Below are 25,684 nucleotides of genomic sequence, written 5' to 3'. Positions count from 1 at the left end.
CCTCTTGTACTCAACAGCATCAGTAACCCTGCCTACCGTTTTCAAGGAGTAGACAGCCAATACGCTGCAGAAGTGGCTGTGGCGCAATGCCCAGAAAACCTGTCTGTGCTAGGCGCCGACTGCACAACCGGGTTTGATTTAACTTGCTCCGCCCAATTGTTCCTGGCGTTGATAAATATCAAGTGGAACGGGACTAGCCTTGTTCATTGTCGAAAAGACCCTGGACGGCTTGCGGCCGACAAGGCAAGAACCCGTAACGGGCAAAATGCATGACTGCCTCGCACTCCAGCCCGCCTGGCCGGGAAGACCGACTGTCTGCTCTCACCCTGAAATTGACAAAAATCAATGCTGGCGCAAGGAATCAGCATCCCAATACAGACGTGAAATCGGTAGACAGGCAGCTCGTGTTCTGCCCAGCCCCTCTCAATTGAGTCAGACAATGGAGCAAGCATGCACTTCCTGGCCTTGGCAGTGGACTATGACGGGACCATTGCCGAAAACGGCAGCGTTCCACCGCAGGTCTGCGCAGCGCTCGGCAAGCTGAAAAAAAGCGGGCGCAAGCTTGTGCTGATTTCAGGCCGGGAGTTGCAAGCGCTCAAGCATCATTTTCCACACCTGGATCTGTTTGACCGGGTCGTTGCGGAAAACGGCGCGATCTTGTACGACCCGAGCACAGACACCGAGGAGCTTATTGCAGACCCCGCTTCGACCGAGCTGGTTGGCCACCTGCGCGACAAGGGTGTCACGCCTTTGTCGATCGGTCGTTCGGTCATCGCCACCTGGCAGCCGTTTGAGAATGCGGTGGTCAGCAGCATTCGAGAGCTCGGCCTTGAACTGCAGATAACGTTCAACAAGGATGCGATCATGATCTTGCCAACCGGCGTGAACAAGGCGTCTGGCCTTGTTGCAGCCTTGCGCGAGTTGGGCATATGCGAGCTGAACGTGGTGGGCGTGGGCGATGCGGAAAACGACCACTCCTTTCTATCGATCTGCGGCTGTGCCGCGGCGGTGAACAATGCCATAGCGTCGATCAAGTCCAGCGCTGACCTGTGCCTGACTCATGATCATGGCCAAGGTGTCTGCGAACTGGTCAACATGCTGCTGGAAAAAGACGCGGCGCTGGTTTGCGTCGAACGCATTGGCGTCCAGTTGGGCCAGTCCACCCATGGCCGCAAGCTCTGGCTGCCTGCGGAATCGGTGATGTTGGTGGTTGGCAATTCGGGTGCCGGTAAATCCAGCTACATCACCTGGCTGACAGAACGAATGGTGCAGGCTCATCAGGGATTTTGCATCATCGATCCTGAGGGAGACTATCTGACGCTGGAGGATGCGGTGACGATCGGCGGGCTGACCGCCCCCCCGACGACAGAAGAGTCGGTGCATTACCTTCTACAGGCTCAGCTCAATGTGGTGGTCAACGCCCTTGCCCTGGATCCCGCAGCGCGCGTGCAGCTGTTTGGCGAACTGCTGCCCTTTATCCAGCATCTGCGCAGCGCTTCCGGCCGGCCTTACTGGCTGATCGTCGACGAAGCGCATTACATGCTTCCCCACTGCGCAGGTTGGCCGCCGGGTTTTCTCGGGGACATTGGCGCAATCATCGTTGCCCTCGACTTCGATCAGGTCTGTCCGGCACTGCTTGAGGGGGTAGACGTACTGGTGACACTCGGCAGCACCGCCCGGGAACTGGTCGAACAGTTCGCCAAACGCATGCAGCGCCCGAGCCCAGGGTTTCCAGAACGCTCGCCAGGCCTCGAAAACGCCTGTCTTTGGAATGTGCACGAAGGCGACGAGGTCTTCCTGCTCGATCAGGTGCAGCCTCATCAAAAGCACCACCGTCACAGCGGCAAGTACGTCGCGGGAGATGTGGGTGCATGGCGATCATTCCACTTTCCTGCGCTTGGCCAAAGTGCCTCTAACCTGACTGAGTTTTTGTCCTGTTCAACGCGACTTGAAGAGCCCGCCCTTCGCGAACATATCAATGTCGGGGATTTTTCCAATTGGTTTCGCAAAGTGATCCGGGACGATGTGCTTGCCAATAAGACCCGCCTGATCGAGACGGACACCAGCCTGGCACCCGGGCAGGCAATGGAACAGATCAGGCGACTTGTACAGTCACGCTATCACCTCTGAATCGTCACTTAGGCGTCGCCTTTTCGATCATTCGGCTGGTGCGGGCATTGGCTTCGTCGGCGGTCCGTTGTGCCTGACGTGCCACTTCCATCGCCAGTTCCGCCTTGAGGTGCGCCTCATCGGCCCTCAATCGCGCCATTGCGGCGTTGTTTTCAGCATATTCCAGCCGGGCATCCAGTTCCTTGGCCTGCTTGTTACTGCATCCGGCAGTCGTGGCTAGAAGAATACCGAGGCAAACAACAGGCAAGCGCTTGTCCATGATCTTCTCCAAATAAGTCCCGGCTGCAAAGGCCAGTCAAACGCAGTATCCAACGCCACTGCAGGCTTTCTCTGACATTTATCAAAAAACCGGCTGGCCAATGGCAGAGCGGGCGACTGCGGCCTTTTTGATTTAACTCAATGTCCTGGTGCCGCTCAGGCGTAAAAAAAGACATGGGCTTTGGCAGCCCATGTACTTCAGTCATGCGGGAGAGGACAGGATCATGAGCGACATAACCTTGCGCAATACCATTTTGGATGAGCTTGATTTTCAACCCGATATCGACGCCGCCCACATTGGCGTGAGCGTGGACAATGGCGTTGTCACACTCTCCGGTCACGTGAAAAGCTATGCCCAGAAAGTCAGTGCCGAACGGGCGGTCAAAGCGATCAAAGGCGTGCGTGCCGTGGCGGAGGAAATACAGGTCCGGCTGGAAAAAGGCGCAGGTACGGCCGATGACACCATCGCCAATCGTGCCGTCAACATTATCTCGTGGCGCTCCGATACGCCCGAAGGCGACGTCAAGGTCGTCGTGCAAAAAGGCTGGGTAACCCTGGAAGGCCAGGTGGACTGGCAATATCAAAAGGAACTCGCCGAAAGCGCGGTGCGCAAATTGTCGGGTGTTGTGGGCGTGGACAATCGCATCACCCTGCGCCCGAGAGTCAAAGTCGTCGATATCCAGCAAAGTATCGAAGAAGCCCTCAAGCGCAACGCTGAAGTCGACGCCAAGGGCATACGTATCAAGGTCGAAGGCAGTGTCGTGAAACTGGAAGGCAAAGTGCACTTCTGGCGCGAGCGCGAAATCGCCGAACGTGCCGCCTGGTCGGTGCCGGGTGTCACCAAGGTGGAGGATCAATTGCTGATCGCCTGAATGATCACCCCGGGTAACCCCTGGTTACCCGGGGTGATCCAATGAACGTGCGTGGCGGACTCACCTTGATCGCCTCACTCGTGCCTGATCCAGATCAAATCCGGGAGCGGCCAACGGCGTAGAAAAGAATTGAAACGCGCAGGTTTTACTACGCATCAAGAGAATGTTGGATGGAGGGCCGCACGATGCTCGCTTCCAAGAGCCCCGATGATTGGCATGACTGGGACTACGCCCGTGGAAAATCCCGGATTGATGTACTCAGCAACGGTCGTGCGGTGTTGATCCGGTATGTCGCGCAAGCAGATCGAGCTCATGAATGCGCCCTTGTCCGGCAGTTGGCGCCGGCGTCCCGGCACGGGCTTTTACTCGGGCAACAGCACGACGCTCGCAAGGGCCAAGGCTGCATAGCGCTGGTCCACGAAAATGGCCGTTTGAGCGCAATCGGCGCCAGTCGTTATGCCGCCATGGGTCAATACCAGTGCGAATGCGCGCTGACCGTCGCCGTTGCGTGGAAACGCCTGGGCCTGGGAACGATATTGATGGAGCACTTGATCGACGCCGCCCGCAGTAACGGCGTCCACCTGTTGTACTCGGTTGGCGCCTCCAGCAACGCGCCCCTGCGCGACCTGGCCAGATGCCTTGGTTTTGAAGCCCACGACGACCCCTTCGACCCCCAACAGGTCATTCACCGCCTGTACCTGTAAACCCGTGCAATGTTTTCGGGGCGCTTGAGCCTCTGGTACGACCCGAGCGCCATGCCGCCACCAGCAGCCTACCTTTCGGAGGATGGCGTTCATGAACTCTCATACGCAATCATTGCTGGAACAACTTTACGGTCAGCAACATCACGATGACACGTCGCACATAGCGCCGGTGTTGCATCGCTACGCCGAACCGTTGCCGGACCTGGATTCCCCCGCTTTTGGCGACCTGTTTGACCGCTACGCCGATGCACGGGTGGTGATGATCGGCGAGGCGAGCCATGGAACCCGGGAATTCTATCGAACCCGGGCTGCGATTACCCAACGGCTGATCGAGCGGCACGGCTTCAATATCGTCGCGGTGGAAGCCGACTGGCCGGACGCCGGCCATGTCGACCAGTATGTCCGGGGATTGGCGCACACGGCGTGGAAGCGCCACATTTTCAGCCGCTTCCCCACCTGGATGTGGCGCAACAGCGAGGTGAAGGCTTTCACCCACTGGCTGCATCAGTTCAACCATCAGCAAGCGCCTGAACATCGCGTCGAGTTTCGCGGCCTGGATGTCTACAGCTTGCGTAATTCCATTCATGAAGTACTGAGCTATCTGGATCGGGTTGACCCGCGCCTGGCCCAGGAAGCACGTCGGCGCTATGGCTGCCTGACCCCATGGCAGGATGACCCTGCGCTGTATGGCCATTTTGTCGAGCGTGCCGGTGTAATGCCCTGTGAACAGCCGGTGATCGATCAGCTCAACGCCATGCTGGCTGAACAACTGGCCGGGCTCATCCGCAACGACGAAGCTTTCTTCAATGCAACGCAGAATGCCCGGGTAGTGATGGCGGCCGAGCAGTATTACCGCGCGATCTATCGGGGCTCGACAGCGTCCTGGAACCTGCGTGACCGGCACATGTTCGATACGTTGCGCGCGTTACTCGAACACCGGGGCTCGCAAGCGAAGGCCGTGGTCTGGGCCCACAACTCCCATATCGGCAATGCCGGCGCCACGGAAATGGGCTGGAAGGGGCAATTCAACATCGGTCAACTGTGTCGCAGCGCCTTCGGACGCGATGTCGTACTCATCGGCATGGCCACTGACCGCGGCCAGGTGGCGGCCGCTGATGACTGGGACGGCGAGATGTTGATCAAGGACATCCGCCCCTCCCGGCCAGACAGCTGGGAGCATCAGTTCCTCAAGGCGGGCGTTGCAGCGTCGCTGACCGACTGGCGTGACCCGCAGCGCAAAGAGCTGCGCAGCGTCCTGTCCACGTGCTTGCTGGGACGGGCCATCGGGGTGATTTACCGTCCCGAAACCGAACGCTTCAGTCACTATTTCGAGTCGATGCTGGCGGAACAGTTCGATGCCATGATCTGGGTCGAGCAAACCAGGCCGGTTACCGCGCTGCCGCTGCCGAAAAACCAGCAACTGGAAGCGGAGGACGAAACCTATCCGTTTGGCGTGTGATGTGCTGTCGGAGTACATATCCATTGCTGCGGTACATCGTGGTTAACGGGGCGCCCGCGATCAAAAGCAAAGCGAGGCGGCCTTAAAGCCGACCTGCTTGTGGTGATGCCTGTGTTCCCCCTGTAGGAGCGAGCAAGCTCGCGATGGTCGTCAACGATAACGCGGGGCACCTGTCAGCCCGCGGCGCTCTCAGGTTCATCGTCGGAACACCGCCCGGAGCATGCTCGCTCCTAAAGAGGGGCATGCAGGTATTTTTCAAACCAGTCGCCAGCGAGCCTGGCGACTGCCTCCAGCGTGCCAGGCTCTTCAAACAGATGCGTGGCGCGCTCCACGACTTCCAGCCGTTGCACGCACCGCAGGGTCTGGCTGCTTTGACGATTCAAGGCCAACACCACCGGGTCCTGTGCGCCGACAATCTGCAAGGTCGGCGCCTTGACCCGAGGCAGGGCCGGCCCAGCCAGATCGGTTCGCCCACCCCGACTGACCACTGCCCCTATCACTGGCGCACGCTCGGCGGCGGCCACCAGTGCCGCCGCCGCGCCGGTACTGGCACCGAATAGCCCCATGCGCAAAGAACGCAATTGGCGGTCACGCCCTACCCAGTCGATCACATCGATCAACCGCCTGGCCAGCAAAGGAATATTGAAGCGCAACTCCCCGCTGAGATTATCCAGGCGCTGCTCCGGTTCCGTTAGCAAGTCGAACAGCAGCGAAGCCAGGCCCCGATCGGCCAGGACATCGGCCACATATTGATTGCGCGGGCTCGAACGACCACTGCCGCTGCCGTGTACGAAGATGACCAGGGCGCGCGCGTTCGCCGGCAAACGCAAATCGGCGGACAATTCAACGCCCGGAAGGTCCAGTGATCGATATTTAGCTTCAAGCATCGCGATGTTCCGTTCGGGAGGCCCCCGGCAGTTCCCGCTGCCAGGCCCGTTGCATGAGATCGATGACCTCTTCGTCCGAGGTCTGGGAAAAATCCAGGTACCAGTAGCCGATCGACATCATCCACTCAGGGATGAGTGGGCAGATCACTTCGTCCACTTGCATGGACAAATCCTCGACCGTTTCCCGGGAGCAACCGGTACCGCGACAACGATGCGCTCAGGCGCCTGCATGCGCACCGCATGGATCGCTGCCATCATTGATGAACCTGTCGCCAGGCCGTCGTCGACCAGGATCACCACCTGGTCCTTGAGTTGCGGTGGCGGGCGGTCTCCCCGATACGCCTTTTCACGTCGCGACAGCTCCAACGCTTCCCGGGCGACCACTGCCTCGAAACTGGCTCGATCGATCGGGTGCGCCCGCAGCGCGTCATCATTGAGGATTTGTACACCGCCGCTGGCAATGGCGCCCATGGCGAATTCCGGGTGCGAAGGCACACCGAGCTTGCGCACCAGCATCAGGTCCAGGCGCACATCCAGGGCGGTGGCGACTTCATAAGCCACCGGGACACCACCACGGGGCAAGGCGAGAATGATCACATCAGGCCTGTTGGCATACTTGAGCAAGGGTTCCACCAGGCGTCGGCCGGCCTCGGCGCGATTGGGCAAGGTGGTTTGTAATGAAGGACTCTGGATCACGGCAACCTCCTGCGGCGCTGACGAATGACGTCTCGAAACCTGTGGCCCTGGCCGGACCGCGCTAAACGGCCAGGATGCTGCACGTCACCTGGTACAGGGTATGTTCGGTGGTGCTGCCCAATAGTTTGTCCAAGCCATGGGACTGGACCCTGCCCATCACAATCACGTCCATCTGTTGCTCATCGGCGAACGCATGCAGCACGGCCACGGGATGGCCCTCGATGAAATGTCGCCGGTCAGCCGGCACGCCATACCGGCCAGCCAGGTCGAGGAAGGATTTTTCATGGCCCTTGCGCAACTGACTGTAGAGGTCCGCGAGCGTCAAGCCCCCGCCGCCCATATCGCCCAGGAACAGCGCAGAAGCGTCGCAGGCATACACCAGGTGCAATTCGGCCTGACACTGGATAGCCAGGCTGGACGCCTGCTGGATGATCCGCTGATTGAGCTCGTCGTCCTGTACCAGGGGATTGGAAACATCCACCGCTGCCACGACCTTGCGCGGCAAAGGGTGATCACCTTCGCCAGGCAGGTAGACCGGTATCGGGCAATGACGCAACAGACGCCAGTCCAGCGGGGTAAAAAACCCACGCTTGAGCGCCGGTTCCCGTTGTACCTGCTTGATCAACAGGTCGGGCTGCATTTCTGCGACGTAATCGAGAATGTCTTGCTGCAAGTCGTCGGCCCATTTCGCCTCGGCGGTCACTTCAAGACCCCTGTTGCGCAGATGATCGGCCTGGTATTTGAGCCAATTGCGCTGGTCTTGCAGATATTCTTCGCGAGCCTTTTCCCGGTCGCCTTCTTCGAGTAGCGACAACAGCTTCCAGGATGGAATCAAGGCGCCAATGTGCAGGCTGGCACCGCTGGCCTTGGCCAGGGCGGCTGCATGATCAATGGCTTGAGACTGGCGCAGGGCCGGGTTGATGATAAGCAATAACCGTTGATACTGGCTCATGATCGGACTCCACGAAGCTTGCTTTTATGTCGCTGCCCGCCACCACCCATTGCTGTGTTCGCCAGGGGCTCGGACACCTGTGTCATAGACTCAGAATCCTCCGTGGAGGCGACCTTGGCGTTGATTTATATCAAGTGCCTGCGCAAGCAAGCGACTCACACCAGGCCGCTGCCGCCCATGCGCGTCACCCGACCGTCGAATCGGCCGACGTTTGATTTGATCGCGATTGATCAATATCAATCGCGCCAGGGCCAACCGGGCTACATTGACCGAAAACGCACGTGCCCATGGCTCACAGGCAGGAGAAGGCAATGACGATCCTATTGGCAAGTCAGCGGTTGCGCCTGTATGAGCGCAACGAACTCGATGACGTGCTGCAGACGATGGCGCGCCAGGCCGCCACCCTGCTGCCACCGGCGCACGCCGCCCTGATCGGAATCAAGCGCCGCGGTGAGCCCTTGGCTCAACGATTGCGCCAGCACATTGCGCACCAGACCGGCCAACCGGAACTTCCTCTCTACCCTCTTGAGGTCAAGCGCTATGCCGACGACCTGCAAGTGCTGCATCCGTTCACGCAATTGACCGAAAATCCGCTGCTGGCCAAACTGGACCTCGCCAACACCACGTTGCTGGTCGTTGATGATGTGTTGTTCGAAGGCCATTCGCTGCTGCGTACCTGCGCCTATCTGGCACAACTGGGAGCTCGCCGGGTCTACACCGCTGTATTGGTCGACCGGCACATCTGCCAGCAGCCAATCCGGGCCGACATTGTCGGTGTGCATCTGCAAGTTGCCGCCGCTGACATCGTCGAGTGCAACGTGCCGCCCTTCGAACAGGACTTTTGCATAGAGGTCGTGCGCCACGGCGCCGCCCGTTGACGGGAAGACGGCAAGCGCGGGCGGGCCTCAGGGCGGCTGGAGATGAGGAGGCCGGGATGAGCAACGAACAAGACGAAGTGATTGCCTTTCTCTCCCGACCATCCGCCTACGATACGTCCAACCGGCCTGTAGAGCGAATCGAGACCCATGGTTCGGTGATTTTCCTGCATGCCGACCGTGCTTATAAACTCAAGCGTGCAGTGGCGTTTGCCGAGCTGGACTTCCTCAGCCTGCACAGCCGGAAAAAAGCCTGCCGGGCAGAATTGTGGCTCAATCGACGAACAGCGCCGTCGCTGTATTTGCGCGTGAGTTCGATCAACCGCCAGGCCGATGGCCAATTGGTGCTCGACGGCCAGGGACCTGCGGTGGACTGGCTGGTGGTGATGCGCCGCTTTGCTCAGGATGGCCTGTTTGACCGCATGGCCGTCCAGGGGCATCTGACCGAACCGATGATGCAGCAGCTAGGCATCGAGATCGCCCGCTTTCATGCCTGCGCCCGGATCACTCCGTCCTTCGGGCGCATCCCGGACCTGTATGAGGAGATCGAGAAAAACTATCGGGAAATGTCCCGCTATGGCTCTTTTCTCGACAGCGCGAAAGTCATCTCGATTGCCCATGCCTCCAGGACGCTGCTGGCATCTTTGACTGCGTGCCTCGAAGAGCGACGCAGTCAGGGCCGCGTACGCCGCTGCCATGGCGATTTGCGCCTGGCCAATATCTGTCTGTTCGACGGGCAGCCGACCCTGTTCGACGGCATCGAGTTCAGTGAACGGATCGCCTGTATTGACGTGCTGTACGACCTGGCATTCGTGCTGATGGACCTGCAACACCACGGCCTCAACACGCTCGGTGCAGGTCTTTTGGCCACTTACATCAACCACTGCACCTGGAAAGAAGACTGCGAACCCTTGGCGCTGTTCCTTTCCCTGCGTGCCGCTACACGCTGTTTCTCCTTCGCTGGTGCAGCGCAACGTCATGCCGACCCGGCCACGCGCCATGAGAAAAGACAAAAAGCCATCTCGCTGATGCAGCAGGCGCTCGGTTATTTGCACGGTGAAAATCCGCTTCTCAATCACCTGGCGTTAACCGAGACAGCCGCCTATACCTGAATGCGCCCCCAAGCCGGCCTGCTCATTCAGGAAAAGGCGGCTGGGCGGGTGATTCCTTTTCCGGAATATCAGTGATGGTCGCCTCCGTCAGCAACAGAATGCTGGCCACCGATACGGCATTTTCGAGGGCAATACGCACCACTTTGGTCGGATCGATAATGCCGGCTTCGTACATGTCCACGTAACAGTTGGCGGACGCATCGAAACCGACGTTGCCGGGTTCTGCGAGCATGCGCGCAACCACCACGCCCGCGTCCACCGCCGAGTTTTCCGCGATGAGCCTGGCCGGGGCTTCCAGGGCCCGGCGAAGGATTTGCAGACCGGTCCTGACATCCCCCTCACAACGGGCTTCTTCGGCCGCGATCAGCGGGACCGCCTTGAGCAGGGCCAGCCCGCCCCCTGGCACAGTGCCTTCAGCAATCGCCGCGCGAGTCGCCGAGATGGCGTCATCCAGCGCATCCTTGCGTGCCTTCATTTCCGCTTCCGAAGGCGCCCCAACCCGGATCACTGCCACTCCACCAGACAGCCTGGCCAGTCGTTCCTGGAGTTTTTCCCGGTCGTAATCGCTGGTGGTGTGCTCCATTTGCGTGCGAATCTGTTGCAACCGCGCTTCAATCGCCTCCCGCGTACCTGCCCCACCAATCAATGCCGTGCTGTCCTTTTGCACCACAACGCGGTGCGCCCGCCCAAGCTGGCCCAACTCCACTTGCTCCAGCGTGATGCCCAAATCGTTGGAAACCACCGTCGCGCCTGTCAGCACAGCCATGTCCTGAAGCATTTCCTTGCGCCGATCACCAAAACCGGGCGCCTTGATGGCCACGGCTCGCAAGATGCCGCGTATCTGGTTGACCACCAGCGTGGTCAACGCCTCACCTTCGATGTCATCGGCGATCAAGACCAGTGGTTGACCACTTTTGGCAACAAGCTCGAGCAAGGGCAGCAGGTCCTTGAGCGCGCCTATCTTGTGGTCGCAGAGCAGCAAGTAGGCGTCATCGAGTTCTACCTGCATTTTCTCGGCATCGGTGACGAAATACGGCGAGACATAACCGCGGTCAAAACGCATCCCTTCCATCACCTCAACCACCGTTTCGGTGGTCTTGGACTCCTCGACGCTGACCACACCCTCAACACCGACCTTTTCCAATGCATCGGCCACCAACTGACCGATCACAGCATCGTTATGCGCCGACAGCGTGGCGACCTGGGCCTTTTCCTTGGGTGTGCTGACGGGGCGCGCCTGGGCGACGAGTGATTCCACCACCAACGACAAGCCGCGATCCAGGCCACGCTTGAGGTCGATCGCGCTCGCCCCCGCGACGACGTTGCGAATGCCATCGGCCAGGATGGCATGGGCCAGCACCGTCGAGGTACTGGTGCCGTCCCCTACTGCCTCGCCTGTGCGCTCGGCGGCCTGGCGCAGCATTTGCGCGCCCAGGTTTTCCTCGGGGTCTTGCAGGTCAACGCGCTTGGCAATCGTCACACCGTCGTTGCAGACCGTGGGATTGCCCCATTTATTCTGGATCAACACCGATTTGGATTTCGGGCCCAGTGTCACGCGCACGGCGTCCGCCAACTGCGTGGCACCACTGAGGATTTTCTCGCGGGCTGCAGCACGAAAGTCAATTTTACTGTGGGCCATCTGGGTGCACTCCTCGCCATTTGCATCACACATGCATTGAGGAATGCTCATATGGCGTCGCCCGTGTCATGTTGATCTTTATCAACAAAATCACCGGGTCAGTCCGCCCGGCAAACAGGGATGAAGCTAACAGGTGACAACCCATGTCGACAGGCGCTCGTCACCCTCCTCAGGAAACGGTCTTCGGCGCAGCGGGCTTTCGTGTCCTTGGCTTGCGTTTTGTCGCGGGTGGCTGACGTACTTGGGCCAGTTGCTGCTCCAGTGTTTCGGCACGCGCGTGCTGTGCTGCGGCCCGTTGCTGGGTTTGGCTGAGTTCGGTTTGAATGGACTCCAGCCGCCGCTGCAACTGCTCGATCTGCCGCCCGGCCTCCTTGAAGTGGGCCGTCACGGCTTTGACCTCCTCCCGGGCGCGGTCGACCTCGCGGTGAGCACGATCCTCCACATTGCGTACGTAGCTCTCCTGGGCAACGCGCTCCTGCTCGGCCTTGAGCCGCAACGCCTGCAGATCCTGCTGCAATGCCTGATTCTGTTGCTGAGCATCACCGCGCTCACGCAGCAGAGCTTCGCGCTGTTGCTGCAGGTCCTCGATCTGCGTCTGACGCTGCGCCAGCAGCAACTCGAGATCTGCCAGCCGTGTCTCGACGGCCTGGCGTCCCGCCATCGCCTCCGACGCCTGCTGACGAAACCGCGCCGCATCCTGCCGCGCCTGCTCCTCTACGGAGGCGACACGTTCGCGTTCGGCAGCTATCACCTGCCGTTGTTCGTCCAGCGCCTGTTCGGCCACGCCCTGTGCCAGGTGAATCGCCTGCTGCCACACCGCAACAAAAGCCTGCGACACCTCGCCCGGCAGTGTCGGCAGTCGAGTCTCGCCGCTCAGCCGCTCGGACAGGCGCGTCCACCATTGATCGAGCAAACCACCCACCCGCGCCGGACTGCCACGGCCCAACTCCAAGCGTACGCGCTCCACCGTCGGTCGCTCGCCACGGCCCAACACCGCGTCCGCCGCAGCAAACACCTCGTTTTCCGGCACCCCTACTGCCATGGTCCACCTCCGGGTATATTAGGTCTGATAATAGAATGTTATCCGACGTTATTTTTCAATTATTGGAATTATCATACGTTGAACGTATTAAATATTACACATCAGTTGACCTTGGTCGCTGAAACCCCGCTAGATCCGCATTTGCTCGCTGTAAACGCACAGGAAGCGGCGGCGGCGTTTATCGCTGCCGGCACGGCGGCGAACACGGTGCGCAGCTACCGCAGCGCCCTCGCCTACTGGTCGGCGTGGTTGCAGTTGCGTTATGGCCAAACCCTGGGCGGCCATGCGCTGCCGGCCGCAGTGGCCATTCAGTTTGTTCTCGATCACTTGGCTCGACCGCTGGAGGGCGGTGGGTGGAGTCATCTGCTGCCGCCGTCGATCGATGCCGCATTGGTGGCGGCAAGGATCAAGGCCAAGATCGGGCCACTGACCTACAACACGGTCTGTCACCGGCTGGCAGTGCTTGGCAAATGGCATCGGCTCAATGACTGGGACAGCCCGACCGAAGTGGCGGCGCTCAAGAGCTTGTTGCGCGAAGCGCGAAAGGCGCAGTCCCGCCAGGGCATCAACGTGCGCAAGAAGACCGCCCTGGTGCTCGAACCCTTGCAGGCACTGCTTGCCACTTGCAACGACGGCCTGTGCGGCGTGCGCGATCGGGCCCTGCTGTTGCTGGCCTGGAGTGGTGGCGGTCGACGGCGCTCTGAAGTGGTGAGCCTGCAGATCGGGGATGTGCGAGCGCTGGATGCCGACACCTGGGTGTATGCCCTGGGCGTCACCAAGACCGACACCGGCGGTACGCGTCGCGAGAAACCGCTGCGTGGCCAGGCGGCGCATGCCCTCGCCGCCTGGCTGGTCGCCGCACCCGCCACCCAAGGGCCGCTGTTTCGCCGGCTATACAAAGGCGGCAAGGTCGGCACCAGCGCATTGTCGACCGATCAGGTGGCGCGGATCGTTAAGCGTCGGGCGAAATTGGCCGGACTCGAGGGGGATTGGGCGGCGCACAGCCTGCGTTCGGGTTTCGTCACGGAAGCTGGACGCCAGGGCGTGCCACTTGGCGAAGTGATGGCAATGACCGAGCACCGTAGCGTCGGCACGGTGATGGGCTATTTCCAGGCAGGATCGCTGCTCAATAGTCGCGCCGCAGCGCTATTGCCGCCCCCGGAATCGACAGATACCGAGGGAAACTGATGCCCTGAGGGTTGGCGCGGCGTATCACGATTGAACGACAGGCACGGTGAACTCAAAAACTGCGCCGCGGGGCACGTTCGCGCTCGCCCACAATCGACCACCGTGTGCTTCGATGATCGAACGGCAGATGGACAACCCCATCCCCAGGCCGGTGGACTTGGTCGTGTAGAAAGGACCGAAAATATGCTCGGCGACCTGTGGGGCAAAGCCTGGCCCGGAATCGCGGACGGCCACCAGCACGCTGCCCGCGTCCGCCTCCCGCGTACTGATCAGCAACTCGCGCACGCTATCGCCGACACCATCCATGGCCTCCGTCGCATTGATGAGCAAGTTCATGAGCACTTGCTGTAACTGGATTCGATCGCCCTGGATGAGCGGCAGGCCGTCTGCAAGCTGGACTTGTACCGAGATGCCGTGCTTGCGTGTTTCGCCACGGGTCAGCTCGATCACTTCCCGGATGGCCTTGTTGATGTCCAGCGGCTCCTTCAGTGGTGGCGCTTTCTTCACCAGTTCACGAATGTGGCTGATCACTTCAGCCGCTCGATTGCCATCGCTGACGATGCGGCTGAGCGCCTGCCGCACCTCTTCCACGTCTGGCGGCTGGACGGACAGCCACCGCAGCGCAGCCTGGGCGTTGGTCACCGTCGCGGCGATCGGCTGCTTGACTTCGTGGGCAATCGAGGCCCCGAGCTGCCCCATCGTGGCGAGACGGTTGGCATGCGCCAACTCTGTCTGCACTTCACGATAGCGCCGCTCGCTTTCCCGCACGCTTTCCTCCGCCTGCTTGCGTTCGGTCAGATCGATGACGAAAGCGACACCATCCTTGTGACTGGCTTCGAACGTCGCAGCGCCGACCATGACAGGCACGCGACTGCCGTCCTTTTTTACGAACTCCTTCTCGAAGGGCTCCGCCCGCCCCGTTTCTTCGATTTCTCGTAGTACGCGTTCGTCGCTCTCGCGCCATTGCGCAGGTGTCATGTCCCTCCAGCGCAGACAACCTGCTTCAAAATCATCACGCGTGTATCCCACCATGCGAAGAAAAGAGTCATTGGCCTCCAGAATGTCACCCTCGATATTCCAGACAACGATCCCGATGATGTTCGCATCGACAAGACGACGGATATTCGCTTCGCGCTCCACGAGCTCCTGGTACAGATGGGCATTTTCCAATGCAATGGCGGCCTGCGAGGCCACCAGCCTCAGTACAGCGATGCGGGCGGGTGTGAACGCACGGGTGGTGAGATTGTTTTCCAGGTAGAGCGCTCCAGTGAGCTTTGCCTGGTTCATCAACGGCAAGCAGAGAATGGAACGAGCACGATGCCGGGCAATGTAAGGGTCGTCAGCAAACGAGGAATCGGCCACCGCATCATCGAGGATGACGCTCTCCCCGGTCCGCAGCACGTAATTCAGAACGGACTCCGGCAGCACCGCCGCGGACACAGGCCAGTCTGACAGATGCACGACGACCGTTTCGCAACTGGTCGTTGCCTGCGCATTGATGCGCTGTTCGCCGCCATCCGGGAGAATCAACAGGCCGCGTTCGGCGCCTGCCTGTTCAAGCGCCGTACGCATCACCATCTCGATCAGTTTTTCGAGAACGATGTCACCCGAGACCGCCTGCGACACCTTGATTACGGTCGCCAGGTCAAGGTGCTCGACTGGCGTGGCGATCGTGCCTGTCGGGCCGGGCGCGACCTCTTGCGTTCCAAGGTGCGGATACATCTGCTCGAGTTGCCGCACCTTCCCGTCGGCTCGCCAGCGCAGGTAACAGTACCTGGCGTTTTGCCGATACGTCTCGGCAATGACCTCGAATTCGCGCGCCGCATAAAACTGTGCAGCGCGTTCGTAGGCCAGCGCCTCGATGTGCACAAAGCCGTTGGCGCGCGCCGAGCGGATGGCCAGCTGGTAGAGGCGCATAGCCTCAAGATCACGGTCTTCGATCCGCGCAACTTCCGCGCCCACCAGCGCGGCCCGGTGCTCGAAATTCTCGGGGCAATGTTGCGCCCAGACCTTGTGCTGGTCGTGATGCGTCGCCAGCGCTGCCATGTGTCGTTGTCGCTCGAGGGCTGGCACGCCATCGCAACTGGCGGCGTGGGACAGCGCGCTATAGAAGTGATACTCGGCTTCCTCGAAGAACGAAGCCGTGGTCCAGAGCAGCCCCTGGGCCTTCGTTGCGGCGTCCAGGGCCGTCGAATGGTCGCCGGCGATACAGCGCGCCTGCAATTTACGGATCCAGTACCAACAGGCGGCGATCGCCAGGTCCGGGTTTTCCGAAAAGCGGCGCTCGATGCGATGTTCATCAAACTGGCTGTCATCCAGACAACCGAATTGGGCCGTTAGCCCCCGAAGCGTGCGCATCAGCGCGACTTGCGTCGAGATGATGTCAACGGCAAGGCCGAACCGTGACTTCTCGGCAAACGCCAGGCCTTCTTCGGCTTCGCTGAGTGCCTCGGACAGCGACTCACCGGAAAAAATCAGATTCGAGTTCAGATCGTTACGCGTGTAGGTTGCATATTGGAGGTCACCGACGCGGTTTGCCGCTTCAAAAGCGCGGCGCTGCAGATCACGGCAGGCCCTCACGTGGGTCATCCAGGGCACGACAAAAAGCGCGAAGCAAACAAAGGTTCTTGCCTCGAGGCGTTTCAGCCCGCGCTGCTCGACGAGATCGTAGCCGAGCTGGCCGAAGCGAAAACCGGCCTTGTAGTCGCCAAAATGAGGTCCTGCGATCCTGATGAGGATGGCATAAGCGAAACAGGATGCATCGCAGTTGCCGCGTTCAAGGCTCAGGCTGACCGCCTTGCAGATCGTCAGGGAAGCCAGGTTCTCATCGGTATACAGGGCCGGCGTCCACAGCTTCATCAGGACATCGACGGTGGCCAGAGACGCGGGATCTTCCATCAGCGGCAAATCGATGAGCGCATCGATCGCCCGACTCCCCAGCGCGACCCAGATGCGCTCGTATTCGCGTCGCACCTCTTTGTCTTGCGGGTGGGGTGACCACTCGATTCCGAAATGCCGCAAGCAATCGAGGCCCACACCAATGGCGCGGCTGCTCTGATCGAGCACCAGGCAGACATCCATGTGCAGGCACGCGATGAGGGCTTGTTCGACGGCTGTGGTGGCGTGATTTGACAGCGCCGTCAAGCGCTCGTCCGCGACCGCTAACTCGCCGGTCAAAAATTCGCATTCGGCCCGGTTAAGCTCCAGTGCGAAGATTATTTCGTGCTGGAGCTCCCAACTGTCGTGAGCCAATAGCGCCATGCCGAAATTGAGATAGATCAGCGCCGACGCATAGGCGGTGGAGCCTTTGGCCCGTTTTCCCGCAATAAGGTTGAGCTCGGCGAGCTGGACCCGCTCCGCTTGCTGCGTGATCAGCTCAACGCCGCGATTAAGCTGATTGACGATCTCGAAGATCGCCTCCTCCCGCCTCTCGGCAGGAGTTTGTGCAACGAGCAGGCGACCGATGCGCAAATGGACCTCGGCACGCATTGCTGCCGGGATCAGCGAATAGGCCGCCTCCTGGATACGATCATGAATGAATTTGTAGGCGCCCTCCAGGCGCTCGACCAACCCCTGGCGAACGGCCTCCCAGAGAACCGTATGGACCTGCTTCTGCGAGGTCGCGAGAACGGTCGACAATATCGTGGTCTCGGCGATGTTGCCCAGGCAAGCGAGCTGCTGCAACGCATGCTGTGTTTCGACTGGCAGGCGGGTCAGTTTGCTCACCATCAAATCCACGACGTTGTCCGTGTAACCCTTGGCGCGGATGCGATCAAGGTCCCAGGACCAGCACTTCGCGCCATGATCGAAGTGGAACATGCCCGCTTCGGCAAGCGAATAGAGAAACTGAACCACGAAAAACGGGTTACCGCCGGTCTTCTCGTGCACCAACTGCGCCAGCGGCTCGACGCGAGCGGGCTCAGAGCAGGCTGCATCGGCAATCAGTTGCCCTAGGTCATCACGGGCAAGCCGTGCCAGCGCGATCTCTTCCAACTTGCCGCCAGCGTCCTTGATGGCTTGCAGCTTGCGCATCAACGGATGAGCGGGGCCGACCTCATTGTCTCGGTAGGCACCGATCACCATCAGGTACTGCAGATCCGTCCCCGTCAGCAGATCCTCCAGCAAGTCGAGCGTCGCCGAGTCGAGCCATTGCAGATCATCAAGGAACAGGGCCAGCGGATGTTCGCGCCGGGCGAACACACCGATGAATCGGCGAAGCACCAGTTGGAAACGGCTTTGCGCCTGCTGCGGCTCAAGCTCTGGCACCGGTGGCTGGTCACCCAGGATAAGCTTCAGCTCGGGAATGAGGTCGGCCATGAGCCGGGCATTGGGCTCCAGAGCCCTTAGTAGCGCGACGCGCCAGCTCGCCAGTTCGGTGTCGCTTCTGCCCAGCAGCGGCCGCACCAGGCTCTGAAAAGCCTGTACCAGGGTTGAATAGGGAATGTCACGCTTGTACTGGTCGAATTTGCCGGATGCAAAAATCCCCCTCGGCGGTACCAGTACCTTATGCAACTCATTGACGACCGAGGTTTTTCCGATGCCGGAATAGCCTGAGACCAGTACGAGCTCCGGCGCACCGTTTGTCACCACACGATCAAAGGCCGCGAGCAATGTATCGACCTCGCGCTCCCTGCCATAAAGCCTCTCGGGAATCACCAGCCGGTCAGGTATGTCGTGCTCACCCAGCTCGAAGTCGTCGATCTTGCGATCCCGCTCCCAACCAGTGAGGCAGCGTTGCAGATCGTGCTCAACGCCGGCCGCCGTCTGGTAGCGCTCCTCGGCCGTCTTCGCCAGCAGCTTCATGACTATGCGGGAGAGGAGCGAGGGAATCGGCTTCAACCTCTCGCAGGGCGGCACCGGCGTTCGGGCGATATGGCAATGCACCCATTCCATCGGCTCGACCGCTGAAAACGGCAGCGAGCAGGTGAGCATCTGGTAGAGCACGATTCCGAGCGAATAGAGGTCGCTGCGCGAATCGATGGAGCGATTCATCCGCCCGGTTTGTTCGGGTGCCATGTAGGCAAGGGTGCCAGCAATGGTTTCGGGCGGTTCGGGTGCCTGATGCTCGCGCGGCAGCCGCGAGGCGATACCAAACCCGGTGATCCGCGGCAGTCCGTCCCTGCAATTGACGAGGATATGACTGGGTTTGAGGTCCTTATGGACGAAGCCGCGCTGATGGAGTTGACCCAGCGCTGCCGCGATGCCGACGGCAAAACGTAAGACCTTGCCCACGTCGATGGGCGCGACGAGCATCTGCTCGAGGGGCTCACCGCCCGGGTCCTCCAGCACCAACAGGGTCTGCCCGTCTGCGCGCAGAAGTTCCAGCGGCCGCACCGCCCACGCGCTATCGAGTTCATCCTTGAGCCTGAACTCGTGAGCGAGGCGGTCGAGGCTGGCGGATGACGGATATTCGGCGGCGGGTCGCGCAATCAGTACGTTGTCAGTGCCCCCATTGCCCGGATACTGGCCCCGGCAGAAGAGGCGCTCGCCGTCCTCCCACGAGATTTGACGGCTTAGGTTGTTAACCATGGGCGCTGAAACCTGGTGTAGGGTTTACCTTGCAAATACTCTCCGCTGCCTGGCATGAAGCCAAGAGGTCGGCGCTTTCGCCCGCCAGAACCGCGTTGGAATCAGGATACTTGCCAAGCGTCGAGGTTGCAGTAGTTAGCGTTTTGCTAGATTACACCTGTGCCACCAGAAACGCCTATGGATCAGATAGCCGTTCGCGCGGTTCGCATCTCCTCCCTTTGATACATGCTGGTTTCAGCACCTGAGCGGAAACTGCCTGGAACACCGGCGATGTAACAATAGCCGCGGTCCATCAACCATACAGCAGAATGTCGGTTGATCGAGATGTCGCCGCTTGCTCGATGCCATGCAGTCGTCGTCGGTGGTCGACCACCCGGCGCGGCCGGTCGCTTCCAACGCAAGCGTCGACTGGAACCGCAGCAAAATGCGCCTGCGGTCAGGGCTTTGAGGTGGGGCAACGGGTCGATACAGAGGTCAATCAGCGACTTGATGAACGCCGGGTATCCGCTGTCAAGTTTGGCAAATACCTGAATCGACGCCTTGTTTGCGGTTGATGCTCCAATGTCGGAACTTGCATCAATATGCAGCAGTGCCATGGCACCTCCTTAAAACACGTAGTCGTTAAAACAGTGTCTTTGGGTCATGCACTCAGGTGTCGCAACTTGCCACAGCAAATCACGCTCCGTGCATTCATGATATTCACGGACACTCTCAGATGAACTTCTACATAGGTGCAATTACGATACGCATAGGACGAGTGCACTTATACGAACGTATATGTTGGCTCATCGCAAAACGTTTTATGTTCAGCGCCGCTGGCGGAGGCCGGCTTCGATGCAGCTCAGCAGTTTGTCGGCGTCAAAGGGTTTAGGCAGGCAGGTGATTAGCCCCACGGCACTGGCGTCGACGCACGGGGCTGCTTCGGGGTAAGCGGTGATGAATATGGTGGGAATGTCGAAGCCCTTTGCCACAAGTCTCTGATGCATTTCGACACCATCCATTCCTGGCATCTGGATGTCGGAAAGCAGGCAATGCGTTTCGGCGGGGCCACTGGAGTCTAGAAACGCCAGGGCGTTGCAATAGGATCGGACCTGGTAACCGCTAGACCGCAATAAATTCTCCAGTGCCGTACGTATGGATTCGTCGTCATCGACAATGGCAATCATCGCCGTTATGCAAACCTGGGAACCTTGTTTCATCTGGGCGCTTGTGATGTAACCTGTCATCACTTGAAAATACGCTGTCCTATAAGACGGGAAACTATACCAAGGTATAGCCTGCTGAGACCAACGTGTAATGGGGAGCACCTGTTAAATCATTTATCGCCCAGGTTAACTTGCCCAACCGGCAGAGTATACCCACGTACAGGATCGTCAAACCCAGGGATACTTCGTCTGGACGAAGGTACAAATGACGTCGCGTCATTACCTTACATAAGCTGGCCTCACATTGCTGGTCACCGGCGACACTGCGCCGCTGCCCGTTGTTCGAGTCCACCCAGCCAGGAAACCATGCGACCAGGCGGTGAATATGATGAACAGAAATGACCTGCGCCATGCTGATATCAATCTGCTGGTTATCTTCGAAGCCATGATCCAGGAGCGCAATGTTACCCGTGTCGCAGAGAAGCTGTTTTTGGGGCAGTCAACTATCAGTAGTGCCCTCGGCCGGCTCCGTTCGATGTTCAACGATCCGTTGTTCATTCGCACCGCAGGGGGGATGGAACCGACCGCTCGGGCCGCGCAGATCCATACACAACTTGCTCCAGCCCTCGATGGCATTGCCGTTGCGTTGAGCTGTACCAAGGGGTTCGATCCGCAAATCAGCGACGCGTCATTCCATGTCGGCCTCTCGGACGATGTCGAGTACGCGCTTCTTCCGCGCCTGATCAAACCTCTTCGCAAGGAGGCCCCGAACATCACCCTGATAGTGCGCAGGGTCGATCAGTGGCAATTGCCTCAACTGTTCCTCTCAGGGGAAATATCGGTGGGCATCAGCCCTGCACTGGGGTTACCAGCCAATGCCTATTGCAAGAGCTTGCGATCGATGCAGCCGATGCTGCTGCGTGCGGATAATACCCCCTGCCCCCTGGAGCTGGAAGAATTCTGTGAACGCCCCCATGTGGTAGTGTCTTCGATGGGAAAAGTTCTCGATGACGTAGACCACGCGTTGAGCCAGGTGGGACGACAGCGCAAGGTGGTGCTGGCCGTGCCTCAATTCAGCGCCCTGCCCGCGCTGCTCGATGGTAGCGACATGGTTGCCATCGTACCCGACTATGTCGCCCAGGCCATGGTTCGCCTGGAGGGAATGAACGCCGAGACCGTCCCGCTGGACCTCCCGGCTCCGGAACTGTCCATTGCCTGGCGCGGCGCTAGCCATAACGACCCCCGCGAGCGTTGGCTGCGCTCGTACCTTTGCCGCTATCTAAGTCAGCCGCACGAGCAGCCCGCAATTGCCGCTTGAAAGGCCAGGTTCTGCCGGTTGTCATCCGGTGCCGCACGGGCGTGTCCCAGGACAACCCAGCGCTGCGTAATTGCTGCCCGCTGTGTTAGGGAGTAAATTTGTCGGCGTGCATGCCACACCCTACCGGTCGGTAGAACGGAGGCGAAATGAGTTCGTGGTCGCGTTCCACTTCGGTCCAAAGCCCAGACAAACACAAGGTTCCGGTGGTTTACATAGTCGACGACGATGAGTCAATTCGACTGGCCCTTGACGCACTGCTTCGCTCGATCGGTTTGCACGTCGAAGCATTCGAATCCACGCAGGACTTTCTTGCCTTCCCCAAGAGCGATGTTCCGAGTTGCCTGATTCTCGATGTGAGGCTGCGTGGCGAAAGCGGCCTCGCTTTTCAGGAGCAGGTCGAGAAGAGCGCCGTGCGCATGCCGATCGTATTCATGACCGGGCATGGCGACATTGCGATGACGGTCAAGGCCATGAAAGCAGGCGCAGTCGATTTCCTGGCGAAGCCGTTTCGCGATCAGGATATGCTGGACGCTGTCGCTAACGCGCTGGCGCGTGACACTGAGCGCCTGGCGGTCGACCAATCGAACCTGGCGCTGCATGCCGCCTACGAATCGTTGACACCCCGTGAACGTGAGGTCATGAGGTTCGTCGTGGCCGGCCTGATGAATAAACAGATTGCCTGCGAACTGAATCTCAGCGAGGTCACGGTGAAGGTCCATCGCGGGCAAGTCATGAAGAAGCTGGCCGCGCGCTCCGTCGCAGACCTTGTCAGAAAATCGGAATCACTGGGCATCGAGCCGCAGTCACGCAAGTTATCCTGACATCGTCAACGTTATTGGAACCTGTCGCGCAGGGAGTCGTTACTGGCGAACCGGTTTTATACTTACGTGTAAGAACGATATATTCATTGGTCACTTGATTTAAACATGCGCACAAATGAAGTCACGCAACCCCTGGGATAAATTGAACATCAAGGGTTGCGGAGGACTTTATCGTGAGCCATTTAACCAGTCAGGCAGCAAGTGAATCCTTGTCGATCCGTTCGACAATACTTATCTGCTTAACCATGATAACCACTCGCCTCTCGCGACAGTTGATGGCCCTGTCAGGCAAGAGCCCGCTATCGGTCGAATTTCGCAACAGGCACCGAGTGGCAAAAGGTTCAGCCAATCCATGCAGGTTGCTGGACATAACGCAAGACATTGGAAAACTACCCGTAGGATCGCACTTGATCAGTCCACGCAGATTCTATACGCATCACGGAATCCATCTGGGTGGCGGAGAGATTGCCCACTATTCGGGCTTTTGCAGTTCATTCAGGCCCGGGCCCATCGAAGCGACGACTATTGAACGTTTCGCCAATGGCAATACGGTCTGGGTAGTGCAAGAACAGTGTGAGTTTTCCAACGATGAAATAGCCAGTCGTGCGCGCTCAAGAATCGGCGAGTGCCAATACAGATTGCTTTCAAATAACTGCGAGCATTTCTGCAGTTGGTGCATCAACGGAAAAAGCTACAGCGCTCAAGTCAATGCGTACTTTGGTTTTTCAGTCAGTCTTTTCACTTTGAATCCTGCGTCGCAGCCAGACTTCATAGCGTAGTTCCCACCGGAAATTCGATGCCTGGGCGCCGACCAGGTGCTCACATCCTCTCCACATCCACCCAGGGCGGGCCATCGGTAGTCCAGCGTCTCTTGGCACTCTTCAAAATGATGCCGAAACAATGGCACGTCACGCCAGTGCCCAGCGTAGACGCCTACACGGAGCTAAATTCTTGCGTGAAATGCTGAATAAGTAGCTCGCTATTTGTTTATGAAAGTCTGAAGTATTGATTTGAATTTTGCGATTCTTCGAAGCCGCCGCCTATGCCTAACATCGGCTCCACAGCGAACTGGCCGAGGATCACCGATGAAGCTGGAAATATTCCGCACGTTGTGGGGTTACACCGCCAGCAAGGCCCAGGCGCTTGAGGAGCTCCTGCATGCAGGCTTTGACGGGATGGAAGCGCGTCTGCCACTGGATGCGCATGAAAGAGCAGAATTCAGGGCCTTCCTCCAGGGCAACGGCGTGGGTTACATCAGTACCGTTTTCACCGCTTACGATGTACTGCCGGACCAGTCGGCCTCCCCTGCCACCCACCTCGATGACCTCGATCGCAAACTGGCCTTGGCCGCCGAGCTGCGCCCACGCTTTGTCAACGTGCTGGCGGGCAATGACCGCTGGGCCATGGCGCAACAAGTGGAGTTCTTCGGCCAGGCACTGGAACTGGCGCGCAAGCACGGCCAGGTCTGCAGTTTTGAAACCCACCGCTCGCGGTCGCTGTTCAACCCTTGGGTGACCCTGGAGTTGATCCGGCAGCTGCCCGACTTGTTGTTCACCAGTGACATCAGCCATTGGGTCGTGACCTGCGAGCGGCTGTTAAATGATCCGGCCGATGACCTGAGCGCTTTCGTCGAGCGGGTTCACCATATCCAGGCCCGGGTCGGCTATGACCAGGGCCCACAGGTTCCGCACCCGGGAGCGCCTGAATATGCCAAGGAACTGGCATTCCATCAGCAGCACTGGGAAAGCATCTGGCGCTCGCAGCAAGCCCGCGGTTACCAGGTCAGCACCCTGACCCCGGAATTCGGCGCCGACGGCTACTTGCATCATTTGCCCTTCACCAATGTCCCGGTGGCCGACTTGTGGTCATTGAACGTGTGGATGGGCCAGACCGAGCGCGAACACTTCGAGCGTTTCTACCACTCAAGCCATCCTTAGGGAGCCGACGCGTCATGCCTGACAATAAAAATAAAAGCATCAGCACTGACACACGCAAAGCCAACTTCAACAGCATCCCGGTGGTCAACATCGCCGGCCTGTTCAGTTTTGAACTGGAACACCGCCTGGCCGTGGCAGAACAATTGGGGCGCGCCGCCAGCGATGTCGGGTTTCTCTATATCACCGATCACGGCATCGACCCGCAGCTGATCGCCAACCTGCGCAAGGCGGCCAAGGACTTTTTCGACCAACCCTTCGACACCAAGATGCAGCACTACATCGGCACTTCACAAACCCACAAGGGTTTTGTACCCGAAGGCGAAGAGGTTTATTCCAAAGGCAAGCCGGACCACAAGGAAGCCTTCGACGTCGGTTTCGAAGTCCCGGCCGATGACCCGCTGGTGCTGGCCAACACGCCGCTGCTGGGACCTAACGACTGGCCGCAGCTGCCAGGTTTCAAGGCGGCGGTGCAGGCCTACTATGAAGCGATTTTCGCCTTGGGCCGGCGCCTGTTCGCAGGCTTTGCCCTGACCTTGGGCCTGGAAGAAAACTATTTCGACAGCCTGGTCACCCGTCCGCCGTCAAAACTGCGCCTGATCCACTACCCGTTCGACGGGGCCGCCCATGACGCACCGGGACTTGGCGCCCATACTGATTACGAGTGCTTCACCATTCTCCTGGCCGACAAACCGGGCCTTGAGGTGATGAATAACCTCGGACAATGGATCGATGCACCACCGATTGCCGATGCCTTTGTGGTCAACATCGGCGACATGCTGGAAGTGATGACCGCGGGCGCATTCGTTGCCACGGCGCACCGGGTGCGCAGTGTGAAGGAGGAGCGTTATTCCTTTCCGCTGTTCTATGCCTGCGACTATCACACCCAGATCAAACCGCTGCCAGGATTCGCCCAGGCCGGCAACGACTACGAAGAGATCACGATCGGCGAACACATGTATGGCCAGGCGCTGCAGACCTATCAGTATCTGCGCCAAAGGGTGGCCAATGGGGACGTTCAACTGCCAGGCAAGGCACGCAAGCCCGCCAGTTTCGGACACCTGAAAAATCAGGCGCAACCGTCCTGATTGAAGTTTTCAGCTACACCCTACCAACGCCGGAG

At 59.4% G+C, this 25,684-nt stretch carries 20 protein-coding genes and 1 pseudogene; 12 read left to right on the top strand and 9 right to left on the bottom strand.

The features are described from left to right. The first annotated feature begins 450 nt into the window (after positions 1 to 450). Positions 451 to 2,130 carry an HAD-IIB family hydrolase gene (locus QLG10_RS12575; RefSeq protein WP_282487438.1) on the top strand — a complete coding sequence of 560 codons (1,680 nt, stop codon included), beginning with the start codon at positions 451 to 453 and terminating at the stop codon, positions 2,128 to 2,130. Positions 2,131 to 2,134: 4 nt separating this feature from the next. On the opposite strand, the gene QLG10_RS12570 is transcribed toward QLG10_RS12575, so the two are convergent. Further along, a complete protein-coding gene (locus QLG10_RS12570; protein WP_110747134.1) occupies positions 2,135 to 2,389 on the bottom strand; it encodes an Lpp/OprI family alanine-zipper lipoprotein in 255 nt (84 codons plus the stop codon). A gap of 223 nt (positions 2,390 to 2,612) precedes the next feature. Here QLG10_RS12570 and QLG10_RS12565 point away from each other — a divergent pair, with 223 nt between their 5' ends. From QLG10_RS12565 to QLG10_RS12555, 3 genes are all read left to right on the top strand, one after another. After that, a complete protein-coding gene (locus QLG10_RS12565; RefSeq protein ID WP_083349104.1) occupies positions 2,613 to 3,260 on the top strand; it encodes a BON domain-containing protein in 648 nt (215 codons plus the stop codon). A gap of 185 nt (positions 3,261 to 3,445) precedes the next feature. Continuing rightward, positions 3,446 to 3,964 carry a GNAT family N-acetyltransferase gene (locus QLG10_RS12560; protein ID WP_282487437.1) on the top strand — a complete coding sequence of 173 codons (519 nt, stop codon included), beginning with the start codon at positions 3,446 to 3,448 and terminating at the stop codon, positions 3,962 to 3,964. 91 nt (positions 3,965 to 4,055) lie between these two features. After that, on the top strand, positions 4,056 to 5,423 hold the full coding sequence (locus tag QLG10_RS12555; protein WP_282487436.1) for an erythromycin esterase family protein: 1,368 nt from the start codon (positions 4,056 to 4,058) through the stop codon (positions 5,421 to 5,423). Positions 5,424 to 5,653: 230 nt separating this feature from the next. Here the strand turns inward: QLG10_RS12555 and QLG10_RS12550 are convergent, their stop codons facing one another. The 3 genes and pseudogenes from QLG10_RS12550 to QLG10_RS12540 form a co-directional block, all read right to left on the bottom strand. Further along, positions 5,654 to 6,310, bottom strand: a complete 657-nt coding sequence (locus QLG10_RS12550) for a dienelactone hydrolase family protein (RefSeq protein ID WP_282487435.1) — start codon at positions 6,308 to 6,310, stop codon at positions 5,654 to 5,656. Beyond that, positions 6,303 to 7,006, bottom strand: a pseudogene (locus QLG10_RS12545) (phosphoribosyltransferase). The gene QLG10_RS12550 and the pseudogene QLG10_RS12545 overlap by 8 nt, the downstream one beginning before the upstream one ends. Before the next feature lie 61 nt (positions 7,007 to 7,067). Then, complete coding sequence (locus QLG10_RS12540) at positions 7,068 to 7,958, bottom strand: universal stress protein (RefSeq protein WP_110747142.1); 891 nt, start codon at positions 7,956 to 7,958, stop codon at positions 7,068 to 7,070. 311 nt (positions 7,959 to 8,269) lie between these two features. On the opposite strand from QLG10_RS12540, the gene QLG10_RS12535 reads away from it, so the two are divergent. Both QLG10_RS12535 and QLG10_RS12530 read left to right on the top strand, forming a co-directional pair. Then, positions 8,270 to 8,836, top strand: coding sequence for a phosphoribosyltransferase family protein (locus QLG10_RS12535; RefSeq protein WP_188263886.1), 567 nt, complete (start codon positions 8,270 to 8,272; stop codon positions 8,834 to 8,836). 56 nt (positions 8,837 to 8,892) lie between these two features. Next, positions 8,893 to 9,945 carry a phosphotransferase gene (locus tag QLG10_RS12530; RefSeq protein ID WP_188263887.1) on the top strand — a complete coding sequence of 351 codons (1,053 nt, stop codon included), beginning with the start codon at positions 8,893 to 8,895 and terminating at the stop codon, positions 9,943 to 9,945. 22 nt (positions 9,946 to 9,967) lie between these two features. Here the strand turns inward: QLG10_RS12530 and groL are convergent, their stop codons facing one another. Together groL and QLG10_RS12520 are read right to left on the bottom strand one after the other, a co-directional pair. Further along, on the bottom strand, positions 9,968 to 11,584 hold the full coding sequence (gene groL / locus QLG10_RS12525; protein WP_188263888.1) for a chaperonin GroEL: 1,617 nt from the start codon (positions 11,582 to 11,584) through the stop codon (positions 9,968 to 9,970). Between the two features lie 169 nt (positions 11,585 to 11,753). Further along, positions 11,754 to 12,626, bottom strand: coding sequence for a DNA-binding protein (locus QLG10_RS12520; protein WP_110747149.1), 873 nt, complete (start codon positions 12,624 to 12,626; stop codon positions 11,754 to 11,756). 78 nt (positions 12,627 to 12,704) lie between these two features. Between QLG10_RS12520 and QLG10_RS12515 the strand changes: the two genes are divergently transcribed. Then, positions 12,705 to 13,814 (top strand): site-specific integrase, encoded by a 1,110-nt coding sequence (locus QLG10_RS12515; protein ID WP_282487434.1) that lies wholly within the window; start codon positions 12,705 to 12,707, stop codon positions 13,812 to 13,814. A gap of 24 nt (positions 13,815 to 13,838) precedes the next feature. Here QLG10_RS12515 and QLG10_RS12510 read toward each other — a convergent pair whose 3' ends face one another. The 3 genes from QLG10_RS12510 to QLG10_RS12500 form a co-directional block, all read right to left on the bottom strand. Beyond that, entirely contained in the window at positions 13,839 to 19,343 is a 5,505-nt protein-coding gene (locus QLG10_RS12510) for an AAA family ATPase (protein WP_282487433.1), read from the bottom strand. 182 nt (positions 19,344 to 19,525) lie between these two features. Continuing rightward, positions 19,526 to 19,939 carry a hypothetical protein gene (locus QLG10_RS12505; protein ID WP_110747155.1) on the bottom strand — a complete coding sequence of 138 codons (414 nt, stop codon included), beginning with the start codon at positions 19,937 to 19,939 and terminating at the stop codon, positions 19,526 to 19,528. 210 nt (positions 19,940 to 20,149) lie between these two features. Beyond that, positions 20,150 to 20,542, bottom strand: a complete 393-nt coding sequence (locus tag QLG10_RS12500; protein ID WP_110747830.1) for a response regulator — start codon at positions 20,540 to 20,542, stop codon at positions 20,150 to 20,152. A gap of 334 nt (positions 20,543 to 20,876) precedes the next feature. On the opposite strand from QLG10_RS12500, the gene QLG10_RS12495 reads away from it, so the two are divergent. The 5 genes from QLG10_RS12495 to QLG10_RS12475 all read left to right on the top strand — a co-directional run bounded on the left by QLG10_RS12495 (position 20,877) and on the right by QLG10_RS12475 (position 25,649). Next, positions 20,877 to 21,806: a LysR substrate-binding domain-containing protein gene (locus tag QLG10_RS12495; protein WP_110747833.1), complete on the top strand. Its 930-nt coding sequence runs from the start codon at positions 20,877 to 20,879 to the stop codon at positions 21,804 to 21,806. A gap of 146 nt (positions 21,807 to 21,952) precedes the next feature. Then, complete coding sequence (locus QLG10_RS12490) at positions 21,953 to 22,627, top strand: response regulator transcription factor (protein ID WP_110747157.1); 675 nt, start codon at positions 21,953 to 21,955, stop codon at positions 22,625 to 22,627. A gap of 245 nt (positions 22,628 to 22,872) precedes the next feature. After that, the gene (locus QLG10_RS12485; protein ID WP_188263950.1) at positions 22,873 to 23,406 is read left to right on the top strand and encodes a lecithin retinol acyltransferase family protein; all 534 of its coding nucleotides are present in this window, start codon (positions 22,873 to 22,875) and stop codon (positions 23,404 to 23,406) included. Positions 23,407 to 23,712: 306 nt separating this feature from the next. Next, complete coding sequence (locus tag QLG10_RS12480; protein WP_110747161.1) at positions 23,713 to 24,564, top strand: TIM barrel protein; 852 nt, start codon at positions 23,713 to 23,715, stop codon at positions 24,562 to 24,564. 14 nt (positions 24,565 to 24,578) lie between these two features. Beyond that, on the top strand, positions 24,579 to 25,649 hold the full coding sequence (locus QLG10_RS12475; RefSeq protein ID WP_110747163.1) for a 2-oxoglutarate and iron-dependent oxygenase domain-containing protein: 1,071 nt from the start codon (positions 24,579 to 24,581) through the stop codon (positions 25,647 to 25,649). The last annotated feature ends 35 nt before the right edge of the window (positions 25,650 to 25,684 follow it).

The organism is Pseudomonas sp. V98_8 (assembly GCF_029967975.1).
Lineage (GTDB): Bacteria > Pseudomonadota > Gammaproteobacteria > Pseudomonadales > Pseudomonadaceae > Aquipseudomonas > Aquipseudomonas umsongensis.
This window is presented reverse-complemented; position numbering and strand designations above follow the sequence as displayed.